Source organism: Mesorhizobium sp. WSM4816 (assembly GCF_055811535.1).
The window spans coordinates 6,693-31,398 of record NZ_JBVVQR010000005.1 but is presented as its reverse complement, the minus strand read 5'-3'; the positions used below and the strand labels follow the sequence as shown (position 1 = coordinate 31,398).

Annotated in this window: 21 protein-coding genes; 15 read left to right on the top strand and 6 right to left on the bottom strand. The window is 61.0% G+C overall.

The annotated features are described in order from the left end of the window. Positions 1 to 112: 112 nt before the first annotated feature. Positions 113 to 715 carry a cupin domain-containing protein gene (locus AC0L3H_RS07950; protein WP_473585085.1) on the bottom strand — a complete coding sequence of 201 codons (603 nt, stop codon included), beginning with the start codon at positions 713 to 715 and terminating at the stop codon, positions 113 to 115. 138 nt (positions 716 to 853) lie between these two features. On the opposite strand from AC0L3H_RS07950, the gene AC0L3H_RS07945 reads away from it, so the two are divergent. From AC0L3H_RS07945 to AC0L3H_RS07920, 6 genes are all read left to right on the top strand, one after another. After that, positions 854 to 1,093: a hypothetical protein gene (locus AC0L3H_RS07945; protein WP_027151810.1), complete on the top strand. Its 240-nt coding sequence runs from the start codon at positions 854 to 856 to the stop codon at positions 1,091 to 1,093. Between the two features lie 269 nt (positions 1,094 to 1,362). Next, positions 1,363 to 2,316 (top strand): LysR family transcriptional regulator, encoded by a 954-nt coding sequence (locus AC0L3H_RS07940; protein ID WP_473585084.1) that lies wholly within the window; start codon positions 1,363 to 1,365, stop codon positions 2,314 to 2,316. 139 nt (positions 2,317 to 2,455) lie between these two features. After that, positions 2,456 to 3,469: an amino acid ABC transporter substrate-binding protein gene (locus tag AC0L3H_RS07935; RefSeq protein WP_473585083.1), complete on the top strand. Its 1,014-nt coding sequence runs from the start codon at positions 2,456 to 2,458 to the stop codon at positions 3,467 to 3,469. 69 nt (positions 3,470 to 3,538) lie between these two features. Further along, positions 3,539 to 4,726 (top strand): amino acid ABC transporter permease, encoded by a 1,188-nt coding sequence (locus tag AC0L3H_RS07930; protein ID WP_473585082.1) that lies wholly within the window; start codon positions 3,539 to 3,541, stop codon positions 4,724 to 4,726. Between the two features lie 3 nt (positions 4,727 to 4,729). Further along, entirely contained in the window at positions 4,730 to 5,869 is a 1,140-nt protein-coding gene (locus tag AC0L3H_RS07925; protein ID WP_473585081.1) for an amino acid ABC transporter permease, read from the top strand. Between the two features lie 84 nt (positions 5,870 to 5,953). Then, positions 5,954 to 7,132 (top strand): MalY/PatB family protein, encoded by a 1,179-nt coding sequence (locus tag AC0L3H_RS07920; RefSeq protein ID WP_473585080.1) that lies wholly within the window; start codon positions 5,954 to 5,956, stop codon positions 7,130 to 7,132. 54 nt (positions 7,133 to 7,186) lie between these two features. Here AC0L3H_RS07920 and AC0L3H_RS07915 read toward each other — a convergent pair whose 3' ends face one another. Then, complete coding sequence (locus tag AC0L3H_RS07915; protein WP_473585079.1) at positions 7,187 to 8,065, bottom strand: GNAT family N-acetyltransferase; 879 nt, start codon at positions 8,063 to 8,065, stop codon at positions 7,187 to 7,189. 255 nt (positions 8,066 to 8,320) lie between these two features. Between AC0L3H_RS07915 and argE the strand changes: the two genes are divergently transcribed. The 5 genes from argE to AC0L3H_RS07890 all read left to right on the top strand — a co-directional run bounded on the left by argE (position 8,321) and on the right by AC0L3H_RS07890 (position 13,461). Then, complete coding sequence (argE, locus tag AC0L3H_RS07910) at positions 8,321 to 9,445, top strand: acetylornithine deacetylase (protein ID WP_473585078.1); 1,125 nt, start codon at positions 8,321 to 8,323, stop codon at positions 9,443 to 9,445. A 16-nt stretch (positions 9,446 to 9,461) separates the two neighbouring features. Next, positions 9,462 to 10,385, top strand: coding sequence for a 2-hydroxyacid dehydrogenase (locus tag AC0L3H_RS07905; RefSeq protein WP_473585077.1), 924 nt, complete (start codon positions 9,462 to 9,464; stop codon positions 10,383 to 10,385). Positions 10,386 to 10,398: 13 nt separating this feature from the next. Next, a complete protein-coding gene (locus tag AC0L3H_RS07900; protein ID WP_023798459.1) occupies positions 10,399 to 10,755 on the top strand; it encodes a cupin domain-containing protein in 357 nt (118 codons plus the stop codon). A gap of 168 nt (positions 10,756 to 10,923) precedes the next feature. Further along, positions 10,924 to 11,967, top strand: a complete 1,044-nt coding sequence (locus tag AC0L3H_RS07895; protein WP_128168248.1) for a tartrate dehydrogenase — start codon at positions 10,924 to 10,926, stop codon at positions 11,965 to 11,967. 18 nt (positions 11,968 to 11,985) lie between these two features. Further along, positions 11,986 to 13,461, top strand: a complete 1,476-nt coding sequence (locus tag AC0L3H_RS07890; protein WP_473585076.1) for an NAD-dependent succinate-semialdehyde dehydrogenase — start codon at positions 11,986 to 11,988, stop codon at positions 13,459 to 13,461. A gap of 799 nt (positions 13,462 to 14,260) precedes the next feature. Here AC0L3H_RS07890 and AC0L3H_RS07885 read toward each other — a convergent pair. Then, positions 14,261 to 14,950 (bottom strand): haloacid dehalogenase type II, encoded by a 690-nt coding sequence (locus AC0L3H_RS07885; protein WP_473585075.1) that lies wholly within the window; start codon positions 14,948 to 14,950, stop codon positions 14,261 to 14,263. Between the two features lie 319 nt (positions 14,951 to 15,269). Between AC0L3H_RS07885 and AC0L3H_RS07880 the strand changes: the two genes are divergently transcribed. Beyond that, on the top strand, positions 15,270 to 16,112 hold the full coding sequence (locus AC0L3H_RS07880; protein ID WP_473585259.1) for a GNAT family N-acetyltransferase: 843 nt from the start codon (positions 15,270 to 15,272) through the stop codon (positions 16,110 to 16,112). A 30-nt stretch (positions 16,113 to 16,142) separates the two neighbouring features. Then, on the top strand, positions 16,143 to 17,519 hold the full coding sequence (locus tag AC0L3H_RS07875; protein ID WP_473585074.1) for an aminotransferase class III-fold pyridoxal phosphate-dependent enzyme: 1,377 nt from the start codon (positions 16,143 to 16,145) through the stop codon (positions 17,517 to 17,519). Between the two features lie 40 nt (positions 17,520 to 17,559). Here the strand turns inward: AC0L3H_RS07875 and AC0L3H_RS07870 are convergent, their stop codons facing one another. The 3 genes from AC0L3H_RS07870 to AC0L3H_RS07860 form a co-directional block, all read right to left on the bottom strand. Continuing rightward, complete coding sequence (locus tag AC0L3H_RS07870; protein ID WP_473585073.1) at positions 17,560 to 18,036, bottom strand: Lrp/AsnC family transcriptional regulator; 477 nt, start codon at positions 18,034 to 18,036, stop codon at positions 17,560 to 17,562. A gap of 10 nt (positions 18,037 to 18,046) precedes the next feature. Beyond that, a complete protein-coding gene (locus AC0L3H_RS07865) occupies positions 18,047 to 19,120 on the bottom strand; it encodes a tartrate dehydrogenase (protein WP_473585072.1) in 1,074 nt (357 codons plus the stop codon). A 79-nt stretch (positions 19,121 to 19,199) separates the two neighbouring features. Next, complete coding sequence (locus tag AC0L3H_RS07860; protein WP_473585071.1) at positions 19,200 to 20,525, bottom strand: NAD(P)/FAD-dependent oxidoreductase; 1,326 nt, start codon at positions 20,523 to 20,525, stop codon at positions 19,200 to 19,202. Positions 20,526 to 21,214: 689 nt separating this feature from the next. Between AC0L3H_RS07860 and AC0L3H_RS07855 the strand changes: the two genes are divergently transcribed. Together AC0L3H_RS07855 and AC0L3H_RS07850 are read left to right on the top strand one after the other, a co-directional pair. Next, positions 21,215 to 22,879, top strand: coding sequence for an ABC transporter ATP-binding protein (locus AC0L3H_RS07855; RefSeq protein WP_473585070.1), 1,665 nt, complete (start codon positions 21,215 to 21,217; stop codon positions 22,877 to 22,879). 38 nt (positions 22,880 to 22,917) lie between these two features. Beyond that, the gene (locus AC0L3H_RS07850; RefSeq protein WP_473585069.1) at positions 22,918 to 24,588 is read left to right on the top strand and encodes a peptide ABC transporter substrate-binding protein; all 1,671 of its coding nucleotides are present in this window, start codon (positions 22,918 to 22,920) and stop codon (positions 24,586 to 24,588) included. Positions 24,589 to 24,706 lie beyond the last annotated feature (118 nt).

Here is a 24,706-nt window from a genome sequence, read left to right as displayed (position 1 = left end):
CACCTGCCGCCGACGGACAGTTGATTGCAATGCGGCGCTCGGCCGGTAGCCTGAGCTGCGCACTCCCACGCTCTTGCATTCTGTGCTTGTCTTCGATCGATCTGCGCCTAGTTCAAGTCTTCTTCCAATTTTGCAGAAGCGGCCCTTTGGTCCCATAGACGGGATCCTTGCGTGGACGACCTACCTTCCGGATCGTGGCCAGCGCGCCATCATGGTCCTGGGCAGTCGTGCATTCGTCATAGGTCCCAAATGGAGGGTAGGCGCCGACAACCAGAAAATCGTCGGACGCCGAAAGGCAGTGGTGCCCGGTGCCGGCCGGAAGAACCGCGACGTCGCCGGCCTTCAGGGACAGGGTTCGTCCCTTTTTGCCTCCAAACCGGACTTTGGCTGTCCCGGCTGCAACCCCGAGCACCTCATGTATTCGCGAATGGTAGTGAACGTAGTCGTAGATGCCATTCCGCCAGCTGGCCCCCCATCCATTGGCCTCGAAAAGCTCCTCCAAGACGGCTGCGGGATCAAATTCTTCAGGCAGCCTCACGGCGCCGCGATAGACGACAAGCGGCCAAAACGGATGATTGGGCACCAGGCCATCATCCTTGAACCAAAACTCATTGGCTTTTCGCCGCCTTACAAGATCGGTTACCTCTTGCCTGCCCGGTCTTGCGACACCGGTAACCTGCTCGACGGCTTTCTTGGTACTCTGCAGAATGCTCATGATGTAGCCTGCATTGCTGGTTGTCAGAGGACGACTTTTCATGCCGATTCAACCGGCTGCATGCCGGGTCGGTTCCGCTATCTTTTGGCCCACGGCAATCCAGCCGGATTTGTTCGATGACCGCAGGAGATAGTCGGCATGAGTAACGTGGTAACGCTGCATGGTGACAAGCGCTGGAAAGCGGTGCTTGTCTACGGCCACCAGAACGGCCCGATTACGATCGAACATTATCTTGAAGAGATTTCCGAGCTTCATAACATCATTGAACACGGCCCGGACTGGAACACCCTGATTGCGTGCACGGTGACAATCAACCGTCCCGACGGTGGTGAGGAGCAGAACAGCGAGGAAAAGGAGGCACGCCGTGAACATCGGTGAGATCCGCGGGAAGCTATATTGAGTGCTGCCCACGCAAGTAGCATTCAAGCATCTGAAATCCGGTATCGATTCCTACGGATGTATCCGTCAGACTCGAGGCCCCGAGCAAGTGCACAATGTGCTTGCAAATCCCTGGCGGGGGCAGGGCCAGCAATCGAGCGTTCTCGCCTCATCATGAAACCCAAGGCCTTATCGGCTCTCTGTGGCCGTCATTTTTCGGTGCTGATTCATGACAAACCATTCATGACAAACCATTCATGGGCAATCTCATGAGCTTCGATGACCTCGACCTGAATTTGCTGCGCGTGTTCGACGTCATGATGCGCGAAAGAAGCGTCACGCGTACGGCATGCGAATTGGGAAGAACGCAATCTGCGATCAGCCATTCCTTATCCAGGCTGCGGCACCTTTTCGGCGACAAGCTGTTCACGCGCGATGGAGGCGTTATGAGGCCGACCCCGCGGGCGGTCGAGCTTCTGCCAGACATTTCGGCCGGATTGGCGACGATTCGAGCCTCGATTGATCGCCATCAAACTTTCGATCCCGCAACCACGCGGCGGAACTTTCGTGTCGGACTCACCGACTACCATGCGATGATAATCATACCCCGTCTTCTCCGGGAGTTTTCCAGGCAGGCGCCCGGTGCCACGTTGAATATCATTCCAGCGAACGGGCTCGATATCCCGTCCTCGGTTCATCTTCGACAGATCGACTGTGCCTTGACTGGAGCAGTGATCAAGGATGACCCAAGCCTCCTAAAGGTCGAACTGGGCCAGGATCGTCTCTTCTGCGCAGTTTGGAGCGGCAGCCAAATCGCAAGTTCGGCGATGTCATTGGAGACATACCTGTCAGCGTCTCACTTGCAGGTTTCCGCCGATGGTGTTTCCAGCGGACTTGCGGATGCCGCGCTCAAGGAGCTCGGTTTGCGGCGGAACGTGGTCGCGACGATATCAAATTATCTGGCACTTCCGTGGGTCTTGCGAGGCACCGAACTTGTTGCTCATTGTGGTGACGGAATCCTCCAAATCCTTGATAAAGCGAGTGAAGTGACTCTCCTTTCGCCGCCCCTGCCGATCCCAAATGTGAGCGCGTGGTTGCTCCTTCATCCGCAGATGGCCACGGACCCAGGGACGATCTGGCTCAAAGAAGTTCTCTCAAACATCTACTCTGAGTCACAGATTAAAAAGAGAGAAATTGTTTCTGAGAGGGAACAGAAGAAATAAACAGGAGACACACGGCTGAAACCATTGCGAGTGCAGCCATTGTATGAGCAGACTTCATAGTCAACATGACGAGAATGAATTTGACCAATAATGAGGCCTGCGCAACCTTGGTGCTCCACAAAAAATAAGGGGAACCAAGATGCAAGCAATTCTCAAGAGTCTGGTCGGAGCAGCGGTAGGGCTCGTTGTATCCAACGCGTCCGCCGCGACGATCGACAATGTCAGGAAGAACGGAGTTCTGACCTGCGGAACCAACTCAGCGACGGCCGGATTTAGCCTTCCGGACAATGAGGGCAAATGGACCGGGTTCGTGGTCGACTATTGTCGCGCTGTTGCAGCAGCGGTTCTGGGCGATGCGCAGAAGGTAAGGTTCATTCCGCTTACGCCGAAGGACCGGTTCACCGCGCTTCAGTCGGGCGAGATCGATATACTCGCACATAACGCAACCTGGACATCATCCCGCGACACGTCTCTCGGAATACTTTTTGCGGGCACGTATTTCTACGATGGCCAGGGTTTTATGGTCCGCAAAGCGGAGAACATCGGTTCGGCCAAGGATCTGGATGGCGCATCCATCTGCGTCACCCAGGGCACGACGACAGAATTGAACCTCGCCGATTACTTCCGGTCGCATTCGATGACATTCTCGACCGTCGGGTTTGCCGATGAAGAAGCCGTCGTAAAGGCCTACGACGAAGGCCGCTGCGACGTCCTCTCCGCCGACACCTCCACCTTGAATGCGTCGCGCCAGCGCATGGCGAAGGCCGACGACAGCATCGTGCTTCCTGAACTCATCTCCAAGGAGCCGCTTGGGCCAGCCGTGCGGCAGGGCGATGATCATTGGCTCAACGTGGCCAAATGGGCGCTCCTTGTCATGGTCACTGCCGAAGAATTGGGAGTAACCTCTGAGAATGTCGATGAAATGAAGTCGTCGGACAACCCGAACATTCGCCGGCTGCTCGGAGCGGAGGGCAGCCTTGGAAAGGATCTCGGGCTTGGCGATAGCTGGTCCGTGGACGTTATCAGGCAGGTCGGCAACTATGGCGAAGTGTTCGATCGCAATATCGGCAAGGCCTCGCCGCTCAAGATGGAGCGCGGCCTGAACGCTCTTTGGAGTGAGGGCGGTCTCCAGTACGCCCCGCCGATCCGCTAGGCTGGTTGGTCCACAAGACGCCAGCGATTGCGCCGGCGTCTTAGTCCACATCAACACAGGAACAGGGTCATGTCTGATGTGCTGCTCGCCGCGCCCTCGCGCAGGAGCCTGTCCCTGCACGACGCCAAGGTCCGGGGCATCATCTATCAGCTTTTGCTAGCGGGCAGCCTGCTGGCATTGGCCGTGGGCATTGCCGTTCAGACTGCGTCGAACATGAGGGCACGCGGGATTCCGCTGTCCTTCGGCTTCTGGAACGAGACCGCCGGCTTCGACATCAATCAGACACTGATCCCCTACGACACGCTCTCCACCTACGGCCAGGCGTTCTGGGTTGGTGTGATCAACACCCTCTATGTGAGTTTGCTTGGAATCGTGTTGGCGACAGTCTTGGGTTTTGTCGTCGGCATTGCCCGCCTGTCACCGAACTGGATCGTTTCAAAGGTCGCGGTCTCGTATGTCGAGATCATACGCAACGTCCCGTTATTGCTGCAGCTTTTGTTCTGGTACAATGCAGTCCTGAAAGCGCTGCCTGCGCCGAGGGCGTCGATCGAACTCCCCGGCGGCATCTATCTGAACAATCGCGGTCTCATCATTCCGGAAATCCAGCTCTACGCAGGAGCAGGTACCGTGGGACTTGCATTCCTGGCGGCCAGCTTCTTCTGCGTCGCTTTTTGGTCCTACGCCAGACGCGCACAGAACCGCACCGGAAAGCAGCTGCCCGTGCTTTGGGTCAGCCTCGCTGCCTTGATCGGACTGCCTCTGACCGTCTTCCTCCTGGCCGGCTCGCCAGTGTCGTTCGTGACGCCAGAGTTGAAAGGGTTCAATTACCGGGGTGGGCACCAGCTTTATCCGGAGTTCGCCGCGCTTCTGATCGGTCTGTCCGTCTATACCGCTTCCTTTATCGCGGAAATTGTCCGCAGCGGGATCCAGGCTGTGCCGAAAGGCCAAACCGAAGCTGCCCATGCGCTCGGGCTTGCGCCGGGCAAAACGCTTCGCCTGGTCATCGTTCCGCAGGCACTGCGCATCATCATACCGCCCCTGACCAGCCAGTACCTGAATCTCACGAAGAATTCCTCACTCGCGGTGTTTATCGGCTACCCCGACCTCGTTCAGATTTTCGCGGGGACGGTGCTCAACCAGACCGGCGCCGCCGTCCAGGTGATGGCGATCACGCTGTCGGTCTATCTCGCGATCTCCCTCGTCATGTCGATGGCCATGAACGCTTTCAATCAACGTTTCGCGATCGTCGAGAGGTGATGAATGAGCGGCCAGTCCCTGCATCCGCCCCTCGTTAGCGCTCCGCTTCTGCCGCCTATGGCACCGCCTTCTGGAATCCGGCCGAGCCCGGCAACCTGGATCAGAAAGAACCTGTTCTCGACGCCGTTCTCCGGCGTTCTCACGATCTGCTTCACAGTTCTCGCCGCATGGCTGTTGCATCAGTTCGTGCGTTTTGCAGCCTTGGACGCAGTCTGGGCAGGCGGACAGCAAGAATGCCGCGCCAACCCTGACGGCGCCTGTTGGCCGTTCATCGTCGAGAAATTCGACTATCTCCGTTACGGGGCGTATCCGGTTTCCGAACGCTGGCGGGTGGACCTGACGCTGGCAATCGGCGCCGTGCTGATCGTCTGGCTGCTGTGGAAACGGGCGCCGCGGCGCAATGTGGCGGCGTTGCTGTTCTTTGTTGCCTATCCGGTCGTCGCCTTCGTGCTGTTGAGGGGCGTCGCGTCGCTCGATCTGCCGGTCATCGATACCGTCTTGTGGGGTGGGCTGCTCATCACTCTGCTCATGTCGATCGTGGGCATCGTCTTCTCGCTGCCGCTCGGTGTGCTTCTCGCGCTTGGCCGACGATCGGAGCTTCCCCTCGTCAGAGCAGTGTGTGTGATCTTCATCGAGGTCGTCAGGGGTGTGCCGTTCATCACGGTGCTGTTCATGGCGAATTTCATGATGCCGCTCTTCGTCCCCGACTATCTGACGCCCGATCGGCTGCTGCGTCCGCTGATTGCAATAGCGCTGTTCTCGTCGGCCTACATGGCAGAGGTGGTGCGCGCCGGCCTTCAGGCGATCCCGAAGGGGCAATATGCGGCGGCAAAGGCGCTCGGCGTCAGCTATTTCACCATGATGCGTCTGATCATCCTGCCGCAGGCGCTCACTATCGTTATCCCAGGCATCGTCTCTACCTTCATCGGGCTGTTCAAGGACACGACGCTGGTAGCGATCGTCGGCATTGCGGACTTCCTGAGAGCCGTCGAAACGGCGCGAGTCGACCCGAACTGGGCTGGGCCGACGATCTCCTCGACCGGCTATCTCTTCGCCGGGCTGGTCTACTGGGTCTTCTGCTTCGGAATGTCCCGGTACTCGCAGTCGATGGAGCGCGCGTTGGCGCGTGGCCACAAGAGCTAGGAAGCGGAATAAAACCACACCGGAAACCAGGCAATGGCTTGTGCAGATGCATCGCAACCGACGGTTGCGGAAAGAAATGTTGGAATGATCGACTTCGACAGGATCTATGACCGCCACCAGTTTGGTTCAGTCAAATGGGCCAATCAGTGGGACGAATTCTCGCCGCGGGTCGAGGGCGAAGATCTGCTTTCGCTGTGGACCGCGGACATGGATTTTCGCGCGCCTGAAACCGTCATCGCGCGTCTGCGGGAAGCGGCGGACCATGGAATCTATGGCTATACCCGCCGCGACCCCCGTCACTACGAGATTGTGCAATCATGGTTCGCGCGTCGGCACGGCTGGTCGCCGGCACTGGAATCGCTGCTGCCGGCGCCTGCGATCATGCCGTCGGTAGCCGCGATGCTTCGCACCTTCACCAAGCCCGGGGACGGGGTGATCGTGCAGTCTCCCATCTACTCGCCCTATTTCGAAGTGATCCAGGGCAACGGAAGGAAACTGCTGGTCAACCGGCTAAGGCTGCAAGACAACCGATACGAGCTGGACCTGGAGGACTTCGCAAAACTGGCTGCCGGCGCCAAGGCCTTCCTGCTCTGTAATCCGCACAATCCAGCTGGAAAGTCGTGGACGCGCGGGGAGTTGGCAGCGCTGAACGATGTCTGCGAGCGCTACGGCATCCTTGTCATTTCCGATGACATCCATTGCGATATCAGATTGTCGGATCGCCCGCACATCGTCTTTTCGTCCCTCTGCGAGGATGCCGCGGAAAAGTCATTCATCTGCACGGCTCCAACAAAAACCTTCAATCTGGCCGGCGTGCCCTCCGCAACCGTGTCGGTGGCCAACAAGCAGCGGCGCGAGGCGTTTCTGGCCACCATGCAGGCATCGTTCATGGTCAATGCCAACTTCTTTGGACGGCTGGCGCTAGAGGTCGCCTACAGCACCGGCGCGCCGTGGCTGGATCAGCTGACGCGCTACATCGGCGGTAATGTCGATTTCGTCCTCAACTTCGCCGAGGATCGCCTGCCGGGCATCACACCGATGCGGCCGGACGCTTCCTTCCTGGTGTGGCTGGATGCGCGCGGGCTCGATCGGAGGGTCGGAGGCGTTCAACGGTTTTTCGTCGACCGAGCCGGGGTCAATTTGTACGACGGGCGCGTCTATGGACCCGGCGGTGAAGGCTTCATTCGCCTCAATGTCGGTTGCCCTCGTCCGCTGTTGCGGAGAGGGCTCGAACGTATGTCCAGGGCGCTGGAGTCGTTGTGAGAGCGTTGACGGGACCGGAGCGGCCCTGCGGCATCGGCGACAGCGTGCTGGCATTCAGCTCCAGGCGTGGCTGGCCAATCCATAGACCCAGGGCTCGTTGCTTTCGCGGTTCAGAAAGCGGCGGCCTTTGGACATCGTCGTCACTGTCTCGGCAATGCCGAGGCCGCTCTGCTGAAGGAACTCGGCAAACACGCCATCCTTCTCGCGCGTATCGACGCGGGCGAATCGACCTGCCAGCTTCTTCAGATGGACGGCTGTGAGATGGACCGCGTCCTGGTCGTTTCGGGCTACTGTGGGACCAATCACATGGCCACGCCCGAACTCGCGACACATGGAATAGCCAACGACCTCGCCGCCGCGACTCAAAGTGGCGATCGAGGCATCCTCCGAGAGCAACGCAAGCAGCCTTGCACGGTTGGTCCCGAATGCGCGCGCGTCCAGTTCGGTGATCTCGCGAAGTCCGCCGCTGGGCAGATCACTTAATTCACCATCCGGAGCTGGCATTGGCGGGAGTTTTTGTGGGATCTCGCCCTGGCGCATGTAGACGATCGCCTCGTTCGTGAAGCCGAGCGACACATACAGAGGATAGGCGGCATGGGTGGCATTCAGGGCCAGATTGCGATCCCCGCACTGCTCGAGGACCTGGTCCATGAGCCATCGGCCGCCTCCCTGCGCCTGTGCGCGAGGCGTCGTGATCACCAGGCCGATGGTGGCAAAATCGTCGCCTTGGGGAAACCACATCGCGCTTCCGAAGACGCGCCCAATTCCGTCAACGGCGACGATGCCGTGGCCGGCGCGGCGCAACAAATCCCAGTCCTTGGGACGATGCGGCCAGCGGACCGAAATCGATAGTGCATGCAGCAGATCAACATCGACATCATTGATGTCTCGCGCGACCAGTTCAAAGGATTTCAGGCGTACTGATCTCTGCATCTCAGTCGATCCGCTCCTTCAACGAATGTCTTTCAACGAATGCCCAGGGCACGCGGTGCTAAATCCTGGCGCCGATAGCCATGTTTGCGACAGGCTTCATTTGCAGCAGCATTACAGTGGAACGCCAGCAGGTTTCGCTGGTTCGAGGCGTTTTTTCGCAATCTTCAACCAAAGCACGACGCGATTCGGCAGGGAACACTGCTGCTCAGGGATAGGCTGGTCGCAACCTACAGTGTGCAAGCAGAGCGGACAGCCATGAACGTGGAAGAAATCCTCGCGACCCTGATTGCATTTCCCTCCGTTGTGGGCACGCCAAACGGTGAGATCGTCGATTGGATCCGCGACTACTGTCAGGCAGCCGGAGCCGAGGTGACAGTTCTGCCCGGTCCCGAGGGCGACCGGTCCAACCTGTTCGTCACGGTCGGGCCGCGTGGCGGTCGGGGCTACATCATCTCCGGACATATGGATGTCGTGCCGGCCGGCGAGCCGGAATGGAGCTCGGATCCGTTCGTCCTGCGTCGCGAGGGCGGCAGGCTTTACGGCCGCGGCACCACCGACATGAAGGGCTTTCTCGCCTGCGCATTGGCCGCGCTGCCAGGACTTGCAGCAATGAACCTGCGGCAGCCAGTCCATCTCGCATTCTCCTACGACGAAGAGGCGGGGTGCCGTGGTGTGCCGCATCTCCTGGCTGCGTTGCCGAGCCTGTGCGAGAGGCCGCTTGGCGCAATTGTCGGCGAGCCCAGCCGGATGCAACCTGTGCGTGCGCACAAGGGAAAGGCCGCGGCGCGGCTCGAGGTGATCGGGCGATCCGGCCACTCGTCACGCCCCGATCTCGGACTCAATGCCGTGCACGCCATGGCCGGCGTCATCTCGCACGCCGTGGCCCACGGCCAATCGCTCACGGGCGGCCCGCTCGATCAAAATTTCGAGCCCCCATATTCTTCCTTGCAGGTGGGTGTCATCGCCGGTGGACAGGCGGTCAACATCATCGCTGGCCACTGCACAGCCGATATCGAGGTGCGTGCCGTGCCGGGCGTTTCCCCAGCATCCCTGCTTGAGCCGGTCAAAGCCCGGCTTTTCGATCTGCGCGACAGCGGCTTCGAGGTGGCCTGGCACGAGTTGAGTTCCTATCCTGCCCTTGCGCCGGCGGATGGGAGCAAGCTAGCGGCAGTCCTGACAGAGCTGACCGGGCAGGAGCCGCTCACGGCGGTCAGTTACGGCACCGAGGCCGGGCTTTATCAGCAGGCTGGTATCGATGCGATCATTTGCGGCCCTGGCGAAATTTCCCGCGCGCATCGTCCCAATGAATACATCGAGATCGGTGAACTTGCTGCCTGCCAGAGCATGATCGACGATCTCGGCGCGCGTCTCGCGGCCTGAGGGAAGGGCGGGTTCCATGGCATTTCTTTTCAACTCCGATGCGGCGCGTGCTGCGGTGTTCCGCGAGATTTTTGCGCGCGAACTCCCGGATCTGGAATTCTTCCATTCCGGCGATGAGTTGGAGCCGGAGAAGGTGCGCTATCTCATCACCTGGACGGTGCCGGACGACATCTCTTGCTACCGCAACCTGGAAGTGCTGTTTTCGATCGGAGCCGGCGTCGACCAGTTCAAGCAGGACGTGGTGCCGAGCCATGTGAAGCTGGTGCGCATGGTCGAGGACGGCATCATCCGCATGATGCAGGAATACGTCGCGCTTGGCGTGTTGGCGCTCCACCGGGAGATGCCCGCCTATCTCGAGCAGCAGAAAAGGTGCCTCTGGCAACCGATTGCCGCTCGACAGGCGGCCGAGCGCCGGGTCGGCTTTCTTGGTCTTGGCATGCTGGCGCAGGCGGCTATCGAGCGCCTGAAGCCATTCCAGTTTCCGCTTGCCGGGTGGAGCCGTAGCGAAAAGCGGATAGAGGGAGTCACCTGTTTTCACGGCGCCGATCAGTTGCCCCGCTTTCTGAAGCAGACGGATATTCTCGTCTGCCTGCTACCGCTGACGCAGGAAACCAGCGGCATTCTCGATGCAAAACTCTTCTCCTTGCTGCCAGCAGGGGCGCGGCTGCTGCATGTCGGCAGGGGTCCGCAACTCGACCAGGCCGCGCTGATCGACGCGCTCGACAGAGGCCACGTATCCGCGGCGATGCTTGATGTCACTGATCCAGAACCGCTCCCGGAAAACCATCCGCTGTGGTCGCATCCGAAGGTGATGATAACGCCGCACATTGCCTCGGTGACACAACCACATACGGCGGCGCAAGCCGCCGTCGACAACGTCCGGCGCCACCGCGCCGGCGAAGAACTGATCGGCCTCATCGATCGGACACTCGGCTACTAACCAGGAGACCCACATGTCACTGCTGACCACGATTGACACAAATCCCGCCTTCACGCCGAAGGAGGCATTGCCGCTGCCTGAGCGGCTCATTTCCGGCACTCCATCCTTCAAGAGCTGGGCGCAGGATGCCTCGAAAGGTGAGAAGGTTCTGACCGGCGTCTGGGAAGCCACCCCCGGCGAGACGCATTCGATCAAGGGCACCACCTACGAGTTCTGCCATATCCTTTCGGGCCTCATCGAAATCGAGGAGAAGGGCGGCGAGACCAAGACTTACCGCGCCGGCGACAGTTTCGTGATGAAGCCCGGTTTCGTGGGTGTCTGGCGCACGATCGAGACCGTGCGCAAGATCTACGTCTGCGTTTACGACTGAGTTCAGTGCTCAACGTCCGGCCTAATAGCGCGCGCGGCGGGTTCCAGAACAATCGACTTTCCAGGTTCGGCCCGACGCGATTCGACGCTGTCGGGCCGCTCATTCTCGACGAAAAATGCGGCGCGCGATCCGCTATGGTTCCGCTAGTGCGAATGAGGACCTCGATCGATGAAGACCTATGACATAGCGCTCATCCCCGGCGACGGCATCGGCAAGGACGTGACCGGGGCGGCATGGCAGGTGATGCAGGCCGCGGCCAAACGGGGCGGTTTCGCCCTTGATGGCACACGCTTCCCATGGTCGTGCGCCTACTACCTGGAAACCGGCGCAATGATGCCGCCAGACGGCATCGAGACACTCCGAAAATTCGATGCGATCTATCTCGGCGCGGTAGGCTGGCCGGCGGAAGTACCCGACTCAGTATCGCTTCACGGACTGCTTCTGCCGATCCGGAAAGGGTTCACGCAGTACGCCAACATACGGCCGCACAGACTGTTGCCGGGCGTTCAGGGGCCCCTCCGCTCCGATGGTTTCGACATCCTGTGCATTCGCGAGAATACGGAAGGCGAATATTCCGGCGCCGGCGGGCGCGTGCATTCCGGCACGGCCAATGAGGTCGCGATTGAGACGTCAATCTTCACGCGTGCCGGTGTCGAACGGATCATGCGTTTCGGTTTCGAACAGGCGCGGGCGCGCGGCAAGAAGCTCGCATCCGTGACCAAATCCAACGCCCAAAAGCATTCCATGGTTTTCTGGGATGAGGTCACGCGTGAGGTGGCGAAGGACTATGCCGATGTCGAGGTCTCGCACTACCACATCGACGCCATTGCCGCCCGCATGGTGCTGGCGCCGGAAAGCCTCGACGTGATCGTCGCCTCGAACCTGTTTGGCGACATCCTCACCGATATTGGAGCGGCCATTCAGGGCGGGCTGGGTTACGCCGCCTCCGCCAATATCAATCCCGATCGCAGTGCGCCTTCCATGTTCGAACCGGTCCACGGTTCGGCGCCCGACATCGCGCATCTCGGTGTCGCCAATCCGATCGCCGCGATCTGGTCCGGTGCGATGATGCTCGAACATCTGGGCGAGGGGCATGCTGCGGCAGAAGTGATGTCGGCAATCGAGTCCATAACCGCACGGGGCATTGGCACGATCGCAGGCAAGGACCGGACTGAAACGATCACGCAAGCCGTGCTTGCGGCGTTGAGCTGAAAGGGCAGAGGAAAGACCATGAATGCGATAACGAAGATTGGCACGTTTGACGATGCGGACCTGTTCCGCCAGCAGGCGTTGATTGGCGGTGTGTGGCGGGAAGCGGATACAAAGGCCGCCGTCGAGGTCACCAATCCTGCCACCCTGGCCGTTCTTGGCAGCGTTCCCGATATGGGCGGCGACGACACCCGGGCCGCGATCGGTGCTGCGGCCGAGGCATTCAAAAGCTGGAAGAAGACGACCCATGCCGAGCGTGCGAGATTGCTGGAGCGATGGCACGACCTCATTCGCCAGCACGAACAGGATTTGGCGCTTCTGCTGACGCTGGAACAGGGTAAGCCGCTTGCCGAGGCGTCGGCGGAAATCCGCTACGGCGCATCTTTCGTGAAATGGTTTGCGGAGGAGGCGCGCCGCATCGGTGGCTCGACCATTCCGTCACCCACCGCCGATCGACGCATTCTGGTTCTCAAGGAAGCAGTCGGCGTCTGTGCCATCATCACGCCGTGGAATTTCCCCAACGCGATGATCACGCGCAAAGTAGCACCGGCGCTGGCCGCCGGCTGCACGGTTGTCATCAAGCCGTCGGAATTTACGCCATTCTCGGCGCTGGCGCTCGGCGTCCTGGCGGAGCGGGCGGGCATCCCGGCAGGCGTTATCAACATCGTGACCGGCATGCCGGGAGAGATCGGCAAAGAACTGATGGCCAACGAGACGGTGCGCAAGATCTCGTTCACCGGTTCGACCCGCGTCGGTGCGCTGCTCATGCGTGGCGCGGCCGACAGCATCAAGCGGCTGAGCCTGGAGCTTGGCGGCAACGCGCCCTTTATCGTCTTTGACGACGCCGATCTTGATAACGCAGTTGAAGGGGTGATCGTATCCAAGTTCCGCAATGGCGGTCAAACCTGCGTTTGCGCGAACCGGATTCTCGTGCAGGAAGGCGTTTACGACGCGTTCGCCGAAAAGCTGAGCCAGCGCGTCACGCGGATGAAGGTTGGCGCGGGGACCGACGAGGGCACTGAGATCGGCCCGATGATCAACACGGCCGCGATCGACAAGATCGAGCGTCACATTGCGGATGCGAAGCAGAAAGGTGCCCAGATCCTCGCCCAAAGCGAGGCACTGCCCGACGGCAGGCAATATGCACGGCCCGTCGTCCTGGGGGAGGCTACCACCGAGATGCTGCTGGCATCGGAAGAGACCTTCGGACCGGTGGCGCCGCTTTTTCGCTTCGAGACGGAGGAAGACGCCATCACCATCGCGAACGCTACGCCGTTCGGCCTTGCCGCCTACTTCTACACCGACGATCTCAAACGGTCATGGCGTGTCGCCGAGGCGCTGGAGTTCGGCATGGTCGGGCTCAATACCGGCCTGATCTCGACCGAGGTTGCGCCTTTCGGCGGTGTCAAGCAGTCAGGCGTGGGGCGGGAAGGATCGCAGCTCGGCATCGACGAATATCTCGAGGTCAAGACGCTTCATGTTGGCGGGCTTAATTAGAGGCCTTTCGGAGTCGCAACTGCGAACTAAAGTGCGCCGCGTTTGACCGGCCTCATGCGGCGCGCTTTAGGTTGTTGTTTATGCTGTCGCTATCGCAAAACCGCTGCACGCCCTGGGGTCAGGCCCTGGCTCAGGCCCGAGGGCATGCTTTTGCGCGACATGCATTGGACCACGGTCCCTTTCAGCGGCCGATTTTCAGTAGCAATCGCAAACCTCCGGGATTAGACCGAAGCACCCTCCACTTCGTCATCCCAGGGCGGAGCAAGGAGCGAAGCGACGCGGCGCGGACCCTGGGATCCATGCCGTTGCCTGGCGGCAGTGCTCCTGCGGTCCGGAACCGTAGCGGCTGGTGAAGCGCGAGCCGTGCCGGATTTGTGCTCCGGCATGCGGCGTCCGAGGTCGTGGTGACGCCGATGTAGATCGTGCCGCGCTTCTGGTGGCATAGCCGGCAGAAGGGGTGACGTGCACCGTTGCGCATGCGAGCGCCGTTCTGAGCCGTTGCATTCTTCGGCTGGCGTAACGGCATGGATCCTAGGGTCTGCGCCGCGTCGCTCCGCTCCTTGCTTCGCCCTAGGATGACGAAGTTGGGTGGCCTATGCCAATCGCCAGCGTTGGAGATTGGCTGCCCGACCGGCAGGCAGCAGAATGGATGACAGGGTCTGCGCCGCGTCGCTTCGCTCCTTGCTCCGCCCTGGGACGACGAGCGAGGGACATGCGTCAGCATCAGAAAGGGGCGGTCGAACCGCCCCTTTCTCATTTCGATACGTCGAATGCCGCGATGGCCGGAGGCCCGCCAGCCTCAAGCAACTTCCCGAACGGGATCCAGGCCGACCGCGGCGGCCAGCCCGCCGATATCCTTGATCTCGGTATATTCGTAGAAGGGGTTCGCGGGCTCGTGGCCGCGGTTCACCCAGACCTTGCTCTTGATGCCGAGATCGTAGGCGGTCATCAAATCGTAGCGGAACGAGGACGAGACATGAGTGATGTCCTCCGGGCCGCAGCCGAGCTTGTCGAGCATGTATTCAAAGCCCTTCATCAGCGGCTTATAGGCGCCAACCTCTTCGGCGGTGATGACGGTGTGAAAGGGCGCGCCGAGGTTTTCCACATTCGACATGATCAGGCTGTTCATGGAGTTGGACAGGATCACCAGTGGGATTTCCTTGGCCACTCTGGACAGGCCAGCCGGGACGTCGGGGTGCGGACCCCAGGTCGGCACTTCGTCATAGATGCGTTGGGCGTCTTCGGGTTTGAACTGGATACCGATGCGCTTGCAGCTGCGTTCGATGGAATTCTGCACCACCTCGAGGAAGGGTTTCCATGGCCCCAGCACCTCGTCAAGGCGATAGCCTCTAAAAGCCTCCACGAAGCTGGCCATTGCCTCTGGGGAGAGGCGCTCGCCGTAGACGCGCCGCGCCGCGCCGGCCATATCGAAATTGGTGAGCGTGCCGTAGCAGTCGAAGGTGATGTATTTCGGTCTGAACGTCGACATGGCGACCATCCTCCTGGTTTTCTCGGCACAGCGTGCCTGTACCACAATCAGCATAGTCGGAGATCTGGAAGACTAATGGCCGCATTCGCCGCGACCTGAAGCAGATCGTTTCGTATTGCATCGCCGGTTTGGCAGAGAGTTGCGCAGGCGTCCTTTCGAGCTTTGGGAGCGGCGCGGCCTGTCGGCCATGCATCGGCAGAAGATGCGGCACGAGCGGCGAAGGATAGTGAAAACGCGTCGCGCTTGGCTGCCGGTCGGGAGGAACTGCTGTCTTTGGTGGTCTACCGTCAGCACTGAAAACGAAGGCTGGAAATTCATCATGACCACACGACAGATCATCCTTGAAGAGATGACACCGGGGCACCTGGAAGGTGCTGTCGAGTTGTCTCGCCAAGTCAATTGGCCGCATCGCCGCGAGGATTGGGAACTGGCTCAGTCGGTCAGCCGGGGGATCGTCGCTCTGGAAGAACAACGCGTGGTGGCGACGATCATGATGACCCCCTACGGCGACAATGCCGCCGCCATCAACATGGTGATCGTCGATGCGGCCATGCGCGGCCGCGGACTCGGCCGAAAGATGATGGAAGAGGCGCTGGCCAAGGCGGGTGAGCGCACCTGTTACCTGACGGCGACACAGGAAGGCCTGCCGCTCTATGAGAAGCTGGGCTTCGTCACGACTGGCGAGATCGTGCAGCATCAGGGCGAGGCGTCGGCGGTTTCTCCGCCGGCCCGTGTATCCTGGGCAGAGAGCGGCGATCTTGCCCGCCTCGAGGTGCTGGATCGCGAGGCATTTGGTCATGACCGTTCGGCGCTGATGAAGCGGCTTTTCGAGCGCGCGAAGTTCGCCGTCATTCGCGATGAAGGCGATACCCAGGCCTTTTCCGCCATCCGGCCATTCGGCCGGGGGCTGGTCATCGGGCCGGTGGTGGCGAGAAACGGTGCCGAGGCCAAAGCACTGATCGACTTTCTGCTCGCCCATCATCAGGGCAAGTTCGTCCGTGTCGACACCGACGTCTCAACGGATCTTGCTGAATGGCTCACCGGGCGCGGGCTGGCGCATGTCGGCGGCGGGATCGCGATGCGACGCTCCATAGCCACGCACAAGGAAAGCAAGCCGGCGCATCACCGCACATATGCGTTGGTTAGTCAGGCACTCGGTTAAATCAGGCACTACGCTGAATCGGAGGAAGAAATGCTGGCAAACTCACTGATCGAACTCGATCGCGCACATCTGGTTCACCCGTTTTCATGCTATCGGAGCCACGAGGAGACGGGCGTGCGGGTGCTCAAATCCGCCAGGGGCGCAACGGTGACCGATGCGAGCGGGAAAACCCTGCTCGACGGATTCGCCGGTCTATGGTGTGTGAACATCGGCTACGGCCAGGAAAGTATCGTTGAAGCAGCCGCAAAGCAGCTGAGAGAGCTTCCCTATGCCACGGGATATTTCGGGCTGGGATCCGAGCCTGCCATTCGCCTTGCTGCCAGGCTTGCCGAACTGGCGCCCGGCGATCTGAACCATGTCTATTTCACGCTTGGCGGCTCCGACGCAATCGACAGCACGATCCGCTTCGTTCGCTATTACTACCATGCCAAGGGCACGCCACAGAAGGACCAGTTCATCTCGGTCGACCATGGCTACCATGGCTCCTCGACGGCAGGGTCCGGCCTGACCGCGATTCCGGCTTTCCATGCGGGTTTCGGCGTGCCATACGACTGGCAGCACAAAATTCCTTCGCACTACGCCTATCGCAATCCGGTCGGTTCCAACCCGCAGGCGGTCATCGATGCATCGGTCGCGGCCCTGCGGGCCAAAATCGCGGAACTTGGCGCGGGCCGCGTTGCGGCCTTCTACGCCGAACCCATTCAGGGTTCGGGCGGTGTCCTCGTTCCACCGACAGGTTGGCTGAAGGCTCTGCACGCCGTGTGCAAGGAACATGACATCCTGTTCGTTGTCGACGAAGTCATCACTGCCTTTGGCCGTACCGGCCCTCTCTTCGCCTGTGAGGAAGACGAGGTCGTGCCTGATCTCATGACCACGGCGAAGGGACTGACCTCGGGCTACGTGCCGATGGGCGCCGTCTTCATCTCGGACCATGTGTACAATACGATCGCAGACGGAGCCGGCAAAGCGCCTGTCGGCCATGGCTATACTTATTCGGCCCATCCCGTGAGCGCGGCGGTCGGGCTCGAATGTCTGCGTCTCTACGAAGACAGCTTGCTCGAGAACGGGCGCAAGGCCGGCAAGCGCCTGATGGAAGGCCTTCGCTCGCTCGCCGACCACCCGCTGGTTGGCGACATTCGCGGCCGTGGCATGCTGGCAGCAATCGAGTTGGTCACCGACAAGGAGCGCAAGACGCCGCTGCCGGCGACGGCCGATCCGGGGCGCCGCATCTTCGAGCGCGCGTGGGCGAACGGCCTTGTCATCCGCGCCTTCAACAGCGGCATTCTCGGCTTTGCGCCGCCGCTCTGCTGCACCGATGACGATATTGATGGAATCCTCGAACGTACCCGGATGACGTTGGATCAAACCCTCGAAGACCAGGACGTGCGGTCGGCGATGAAGGGATGATCGTCCAGGCTGCCGCCGCATGCGCGGTGCAGCCTCTTTCTCATCTGTCGAATATGGCGTCGAGAGGCAAATGGGATTTGACGATCGGTGACTTCAGCACGACGAAGCTGAAATATTTGTCGATTCCGATATCCAGTTCGATCATGCGCTCCATGATCGTCTGGTACTCGCTGATGCCCGCTGTGACAAACTTCACAAGATAGTCGTAACCGCCTGAAACCAGGTGGCATTCGATAACAGAATCGACCTTCTGGATTGCGGTGAGAAATCTTGCGAAGTCGTTCTGCTGGTGGTGCTTGAGCGTGACTTCGGTGAAGATCGTCAGAGTCTGCCCGAGCTTGGACACATTGATCTGGGCGGAATAGCCGGTGATGAAGCCTTCCGCCTGAAGCTTCTTGACGCGCATCAGGCAAGGGCTCGGTGAAAGGTTCACCAGGTCGGCGAGCTCGACATTCGTGACCCGCCCGTTCTTCTGCAGTTGGGATAAGATCTTGATGTCGATCTTGTCGAGCTTCATTGGAAACCTGTCAAACGTTGGAACCGCGGATCGTCCGGCAGACGGCGTCCGTCACCTCCTGCGTGGTCGCTGTCCCTCCGACGTCCGGCGTCAGCACGCCCTCACTCGACACCGATTCCACAGCGTTCATCAACCGGGCGGCCGCTGCGCTCTCGCCCAGATGTTCGAGCATCTGGGCAGCGGTCCAGAAGGTGGCGACCGGGTTGGCAATACCCTTGCCGGCGATGTCGAATGCCGAGCCGTGAATTGGCTCGAACATCGAGGGATAGCGCCGCTCGGGATCAATGTTGGCGGTCGGTGCAACGCCGAGACTGCCTGCGAGCGCGCCAGCAAGGTCCGATAATATGTCGGCGTGAAGATTGGTGGCGACGATGGTATCGAGGCTCCGAGGTTTCAACGTCATACGCACTGTCATAGCATCGACCAGCATCTTGTCCCAGGTGACGTCCGGGAATTCCGGCGCCACCTCGGCTGCGATTTCGTCCCACATTACCATGCCGTGACGCTGCGCGTTGGATTTTGTAACGACTGTCAGGAGCTTTCGCGGCCGTGACTGCGCCAGTCGGAATGCATAGCGCATGATGCGGGTGACGCCGACGCGCGTGAAGATCGCGACCTCGGTTCCGACCTCCTCGGGGAGGCCGCGATGGGCTCGGCCGCCGTGGCCCGAATACTCGCCCTCGGAATTCTCCCGCACGATCACCCAATCCAGATCGCCAGGGCCAACGCCCGCCAGCGGCGAAACAATGCCGGGCAATATCCTGGTCGGCCGCACGTTCGCGTATTGATCAAAGCCTTGGCAGATCGGCAGCCGGAGGCCCCAGAGCGTGATGTCGTCGGGCACATCGGGAGCGCCTACCGCGCCAAAGAAGATAGCGTCGAAGCGCTTCAGTTGCGCCACCCCATCTTCGGGCATCATCCGACCATGCGCCTTGTAGTAGTCTGAGCCCCAGTCGAAGTGCTGGATGCGCAGCTTGAAGTCGCCGCAGCGCCGCTGCAGCGCCTCAAGCGCCTGGAGACCGGCAGCAATGACCTCTGGGCCGATGCCGTCGGCAGGAATGGCAGCAATCTCATATTCGCGCATCGTCACTTTCCCTTCAGTGCTGGCCGCCTCGCGGCCTCGATCTCGTGTGCGACCTGATGTAGCTTGGCAAACGGTCTTCTCAGAATTCAGCGACCTTGCCCCACGCAGCTGTCTTCAGACGCTCCGGCCTATAGGGACGCGGATCGACGATCGGCTCGCTGCCGGTGATGATATCGGCGATCATATGTCCAGCGCCGGGGCCGATCCCGAAGCCGTGGCCGCTAAATCCCGCGGCGAGAAGAAAGCCCGGAATCCCCTCCACTTCACCAATTGCCGGGACGCCATCGGGCGTGCTGTCGACATAGCCCGCCCAAGCATGAGAAATCGCGACGCGCTGGAACTCGGGCAGCAATTCGCAGGCTCTTTGATAGGTCAGGCGAATCTGCCTCATGTCAGGTTTGGGGTCGAGAATCCGATTCCGTTCCATTGGTGTCACGTCGTCAACTGCCCATTTCCTCAGGCTTTCATGACCTTGACGCCAGCCCTCGAACGCTCCCGGGGCCAGACTGCGCCAGCGGCGGGCGAACATCGGCACGAACTCGCGGCTGAACCTGAGCTGCTGCGGCGTTGGATCGACTCGCGCCCGCCCGCTGATCGCCAGCGCGTATCCGCCGTTGCTGCGCCGCGTCAGCGAGACGCGCGCGGTATGCAGGGCATCCGGCAGGCCTTCTGCGCCCGGCGCTACGGATAGAATGGACTGACGCACGGCAGCTTGCGGGAAACGGATACCAAGCTGGTTGCAGAAGGAAGAAGCCCACGCGCCTCCGGCCATGACCACGGTCGTTGTTCGGATGGTTCCGGCTTCTGTAACGACGCCGCTGACCCGGCCGGCACTCAGTTCCAGCCCGCGCGCGGCGCAATTCTGATGCACGGTGCCGCCGGCCGCCATGATGCCGCGCGCGGCAACCGGCACCGCCTTCGATGGATCCGCCGTTCCGTCAGTTGGCGAGAACACGCCGCCTTTCCATTTGCGGCCGGTCGCCTTGCCGCGTTCGGTGGCTTCTTGCGCGCTCAGCACATGCGTCGTGACGCCAACCGTCCTTGCGAAATCGCGCCACTTTGCCCAGCCTGCCAACTCGTTTTCGTCCTGCGAGAGATAGAGCAGGCCGCAGCGGCGGAAGCCGGTGTCCTCGCCGGTCTCCTGCGCCACTTTCTCCCAGAGATCGAGGCTCCTGGTTGCCATCGGCAACTCGCGTGCGTCACGGTTCTGCTGCCGGCACCAGCCCCAGTTGCGGCTGGACTGTTCGGCGGCAACGCGCCCCTTCTCCAGCAGGGCAACGCTGACGCCCCGTCGCGCCAGATAATAGGCCGTGAATACGCCTACCACGCCGCCGCCGATGACGACGACATCCGCCTCGCGAGGCAGGGATGGGCTGGACTCGATGTGAATCAGCGGTGCGGGCATGGATGGGACTCCGGTTATTTTAATGGATGTTAACCGGCGGCCCGCAGAGGCAGGCTGCGGAGTTCATGCCTGGACGGAATTTCCTGCGGTTTGCAGCCCATGGAACAGGCAATTGTTGCCGAAAAAAGTTTTGCCGGCGCCCAACCCGCCGGGGCAAGCAGGAGTACACTTCATCCAGTCGCGTGATCTGCGGCATGGGCTTTTCGGGACGCGGCGCGCAGTGACGCAAGGCCTTTCGCGCACAAATTAGCGGACGAAGGACCTGGTTGTCTGATCCCGGTTTCTGCGCCGGAACGGGAGCAGAGTGAAATGCCGAACCTGACGTTCTTTTCAGAAGTTCCTGCCGCCCGAGGGCCTAATTTCGACGACTATGCGGAGACAGAACAGTCAAACTGGCTGAAAGAACGGAGCAACCCTTCCTTATAACGGGTAAGCTCCAGAGGACTTCCGATAGGCAGGGCTTACGCCTTCGGAGAGTTCTCCAACAAAAGGGAACAGTGTCCGGTTCACGGACCGAATTTCATCAAGGGAGCCGCCAGGATGAGCAGAATCCGTCTCTCACAGCCTCAGCGCTCGAAGCGCCGAGACGGCCAGACGACGGACGCTATGGTGAGGCGCTTCTGCTCAAAGCGCGATGATGCGGTCCGCAACAGCGTGGACCCGCTCGGTTCAAACGGGAGATGATCGCAATGGTCGCAACGATCCAGCCTGTAGCCCCCCACGATGTGGCGCTTTCGGTGCGCGACCTCACGGTGAATCTGCCGAAGGGCATGGAACGGACTTATGCCGTCGAGAACATCTCCTTTGATCTGAAACGCGGCCAGATCCTGTGCGTCATTGGCGAGTCCGGATCCGGCAAGTCGGTCACCGCGAACGCCATCATGGGGCTACTGCCCAATGTGATCCGCGTCTCCTCGGGCGCCATCCACCTCGATGGGATGAACATCGTAGGCATGCCGCAAGACAAGCTGCGCAGCCTGCGCGGCCGGGTGGTGTCGATGATCTTCCAGGACCCGCTGTCGGCGCTCAATCCGTTGATGACGGTGGGCGCGCAGATTGACGAGGTCATGGCGGCGCACGGCGTCGGCACTCCGAAATCGCGTCGCGGCCGCGCTGTCGGGCTGCTGACCGAGGTGGGACTGCCGGACCCGGAACTCATGTACCACCAGTATCCGTTCCGCCTCTCCGGCGGGCAGCGGCAGCGGGTGATGATCGCCATGGCGCTGGCGCTCGAGCCGACGATCCTGATCGCGGATGAACCGACGACCGCGCTCGACGTGACCACACAGGCGCAGATTCTGGAGCTGATCCGCGACATTCAGCGCCGCAAGGGAATGAGCGTCATGTTCATCACTCACGACTTCGGCGTGGTGGCCGAGATCGCAGACAGCGTCGTGGTGATGGAGAAGGGCCACATCGTCGAGCAGGGTAGTGCTCAACAGGTCCTGAAGTCGCCTGGCCATCCCTACACAAGGCGTCTTATCGCAGCCGTCCCACACCTGACCGGTGAGGACCGCGTTCCTCTGGAAACGGCCGACAAAGCGCCGATCCTGAAGGTCGAAGGCCTGATGAAGACCTACCGCAGCGGCAGTTCCCTGTTCAGCGCACAGCGCGTCGTGCCCGCGGTCAACGAGGTCTCGTTCGATCTGGCGCCCGGGCGCACGCTGGGCGTTGTCGGCGAAAGCGGTTCCGGCAAATCGTCGCTTGGTCGGCTTTTGATCAAGCTGCTGGACAGCGACGGCGGCGGGATTCTGTTCGAGGGCCGCGACATCGCCAAGCTTTCCGAAGCCGAATTCCGCCCGCTGCGGCCGCGGGTCCAGATGATCTTCCAGGATCCGTTCGCCTCGCTCAACCCGCGCTCGACGATCGGCCACATCCTGACCGTTGGCCCAGTCGCGCACGGCACGCCCTATGCCCAGGCGCGTGAAGAGGCGAAAGCGCTCCTGGCCCATGTCGGCCTCGATGCCGGCGCCTTTGATCGCTTTCCGCATGAATTTTCCGGTGGGCAGCGCCAGCGCATCGGCATCGCTCGGGCACTGATGTTCAAGCCGAAGCTGCTGATCGCCGATGAGGCGGTGTCGGCGCTGGACGTATCGATCCAGGCCCAGATCCTGCAGCTGCTCGACCAGATCCAGCGGGAGACCGGCGTGTCGATGATCTTCATCACCCACGACCTGCGCGTCGCCAGCCAGATCTGCGACGAAATCGCGGTGATGCAGAAGGGGCGGATCGTGGAACGCGGTCCTCCCTCGCAAATCTTCCTCGACCCGCAATCAGCCTACACACGTGAGCTGGTGGCGGCGATTCCTGGAGAGCAGCCGGGATCTACCCGTCCGGTTGCAGCAAATGGGTAAGAGCCACGGCGGATACCGCCAGAACAAGGGGAATTCCAATGACTGAACGCTCAAACACCAAATCAAACTACTCGCGACGCGATGCACTACGATTGATGGCGATAGGCGGGGCGGCTGGCCTCATTGCGCCCAATCTGTTGGGCAAACCCGCCTTCGCCCAGAACCCGCCAGCGAACCCAACCGGCCGCGTCGTCGTCGGTCTCTCGCAGGAGCCCACCGTATTCAATCCGTTGATGCCGCATATCGAGGTCGACGACGCTGTGCATTTCTCGCTTTTCGATGCGCTCTTCCGCATGGATCCCAAAGGCATTCTTCAGCCCAATCTTGCGGTCGAACTGCCAAGCCAGAAAAACGGCGGCATTTCAGAGGACGGTCTTAAGTGGCACATCCGCCTGCGTGACGATGTCCGCTGGCACGACGGCAAGCCGTTCACGGCCGAGGATGTGAAATTCACTCTTGAGCTCATCACCAATCCGAAATTCCGGGCGTGGCGCACGGCCGGCCATTCGCTGGTGCGCGATATCAAGGTGGTCTCGCCGACCGAGCTGACCTGGCGGATGGAGGAGGCTTTCGCCCCCTATTTGTCGTTTCTCGCCGAAACCTTCATGGTTCCCAAGCACATCCTCGAAAAGGAGGCCGACCCCAACGCCGCCGCCTTCAATCAGGCGCCTGTCGGCACTGGCGCATTCAAGTGGGCGCAGCGCGTTGCCGGCGATCATATCGAACTCGTCGCGAACGCGGATTATGCCGGGGAGGGCCCCTATTTGGAGCAGCTCGTCTTCAAATACATCCCCGACATGACGGTGCTCTACACCCAGTTCAAGAGCGGCGACATCGACCTCGTCGACCAGGCATATATAACCGCCGACCACTACGCGGAAGCCAGCACACTATCGGATCGTACGGTCAAGCTGGAGCCTGGGGCATCGGTCGAGTCCATCTATCTCAATCTTGAGAAGCCGCAATTCAAGGACCCGGCGGTCCGCCAGGCGCTCTACGCGGCAATCGACAGGAAAGCCATCCTCGAAGCACTTTATTACGGCATCCACAAACCGACCGAGACGTTCATGCCGCAGAGTTCCTACTACTACAATCCGAACCTGCCGGCACAGGAATTCAACCTCGAGCGCGCGGGCCAGATCCTCGACGAGGCCGGCTGGGTACCCGGAGCCGATGGAATACGGGCGAAGGACGGGGTGCGCCTGTCGTTCGCCAACTCCACCACCTCCGGCAACCATTTGCGGGAGCAGACGCAGCAGTTCCTGCAGCAGACATTCGCCGAGATCGGGGTGGAGATGACCATCTCGAACCTGCCCGCCGCTGTCATGTGGGGCGATTTCTGGCTCAAATCGCAGTTCGAGTCAGCCATCTCCGGTGTGACCAATGTCATCGCGGGCGACCCCGACGTTTCCAACCGCCTGCACAGCAAGGCGATCGTCGCGAAGGGCGGAAAGGGCTCGAACACAGGCCAATACTCCAACCCGGAGGTCGATGCGCTGCTCGACAAGGGCGCCCGCACCTTCGATCGGGAAGCGCGGCGCGCCATTTATCTGCGTGTGCAGGAAATCGTCCGTCAGGATCTGCCGTTCCTGCCTCTGTTTGCCTCAACCAACGTGTTCGGCCGCAAGGAAGGGCTGGAAGGTTTCGAGGCAAATTCCAACACCCGCGTCGCGTCCTGGCATGCCGCCGGATGGCATTGGAAGGCCTGACATCCATACGCCGCGGGCCCCCCCCCGCGGCGGGGCCGGGCCCGGGGGGGGGGGGTTTTTTGTGGTGTTTTTTATGGGGGGGGGGGGGGGACCGCGCGGGGGGCGCCGGGCCGACGAG

Coding starts and splice junctions, on each gene's coding strand:
- AC0L3H_RS07905 (WP_473585077.1), top strand. CDS start 9,462: ATGGCATTTCTTTTCAACTCCGATGCGGCGCGTGCTGCGGTGTTCCGC.
- AC0L3H_RS07855 (WP_473585070.1), top strand. CDS start 21,215: ATGGTCGCAACGATCCAGCCTGTAGCCCCCCACGATGTGGCGCTTTCG.
- AC0L3H_RS07950 (WP_473585085.1), bottom strand. CDS start 715: ATGAGCATTCTGCAGAGTACCAAGAAAGCCGTCGAGCAGGTTACCGGT.
- AC0L3H_RS07885 (WP_473585075.1), bottom strand. CDS start 14,950: ATGTCGACGTTCAGACCGAAATACATCACCTTCGACTGCTACGGCACG.
- AC0L3H_RS07880 (WP_473585259.1), top strand. CDS start 15,270: ATGACCACACGACAGATCATCCTTGAAGAGATGACACCGGGGCACCTG.
- AC0L3H_RS07935 (WP_473585083.1), top strand. CDS start 2,456: ATGCAAGCAATTCTCAAGAGTCTGGTCGGAGCAGCGGTAGGGCTCGTT.
- AC0L3H_RS07915 (WP_473585079.1), bottom strand. CDS start 8,065: ATGCAGAGATCAGTACGCCTGAAATCCTTTGAACTGGTCGCGCGAGAC.
- AC0L3H_RS07940 (WP_473585084.1), top strand. CDS start 1,363: ATGAGCTTCGATGACCTCGACCTGAATTTGCTGCGCGTGTTCGACGTC.
- AC0L3H_RS07890 (WP_473585076.1), top strand. CDS start 11,986: ATGAATGCGATAACGAAGATTGGCACGTTTGACGATGCGGACCTGTTC.
- AC0L3H_RS07875 (WP_473585074.1), top strand. CDS start 16,143: ATGCTGGCAAACTCACTGATCGAACTCGATCGCGCACATCTGGTTCAC.
- AC0L3H_RS07945 (WP_027151810.1), top strand. CDS start 854: ATGAGTAACGTGGTAACGCTGCATGGTGACAAGCGCTGGAAAGCGGTG.
- AC0L3H_RS07895 (WP_128168248.1), top strand. CDS start 10,924: ATGAAGACCTATGACATAGCGCTCATCCCCGGCGACGGCATCGGCAAG.
- AC0L3H_RS07900 (WP_023798459.1), top strand. CDS start 10,399: ATGTCACTGCTGACCACGATTGACACAAATCCCGCCTTCACGCCGAAG.
- argE (WP_473585078.1), top strand. CDS start 8,321: ATGAACGTGGAAGAAATCCTCGCGACCCTGATTGCATTTCCCTCCGTT.
- AC0L3H_RS07930 (WP_473585082.1), top strand. CDS start 3,539: ATGTCTGATGTGCTGCTCGCCGCGCCCTCGCGCAGGAGCCTGTCCCTG.
- AC0L3H_RS07925 (WP_473585081.1), top strand. CDS start 4,730: ATGAGCGGCCAGTCCCTGCATCCGCCCCTCGTTAGCGCTCCGCTTCTG.
- AC0L3H_RS07850 (WP_473585069.1), top strand. CDS start 22,918: ATGACTGAACGCTCAAACACCAAATCAAACTACTCGCGACGCGATGCA.
- AC0L3H_RS07865 (WP_473585072.1), bottom strand. CDS start 19,120: ATGCGCGAATATGAGATTGCTGCCATTCCTGCCGACGGCATCGGCCCA.
- AC0L3H_RS07860 (WP_473585071.1), bottom strand. CDS start 20,525: ATGCCCGCACCGCTGATTCACATCGAGTCCAGCCCATCCCTGCCTCGC.
- AC0L3H_RS07870 (WP_473585073.1), bottom strand. CDS start 18,036: ATGAAGCTCGACAAGATCGACATCAAGATCTTATCCCAACTGCAGAAG.
- AC0L3H_RS07920 (WP_473585080.1), top strand. CDS start 5,954: ATGATCGACTTCGACAGGATCTATGACCGCCACCAGTTTGGTTCAGTC.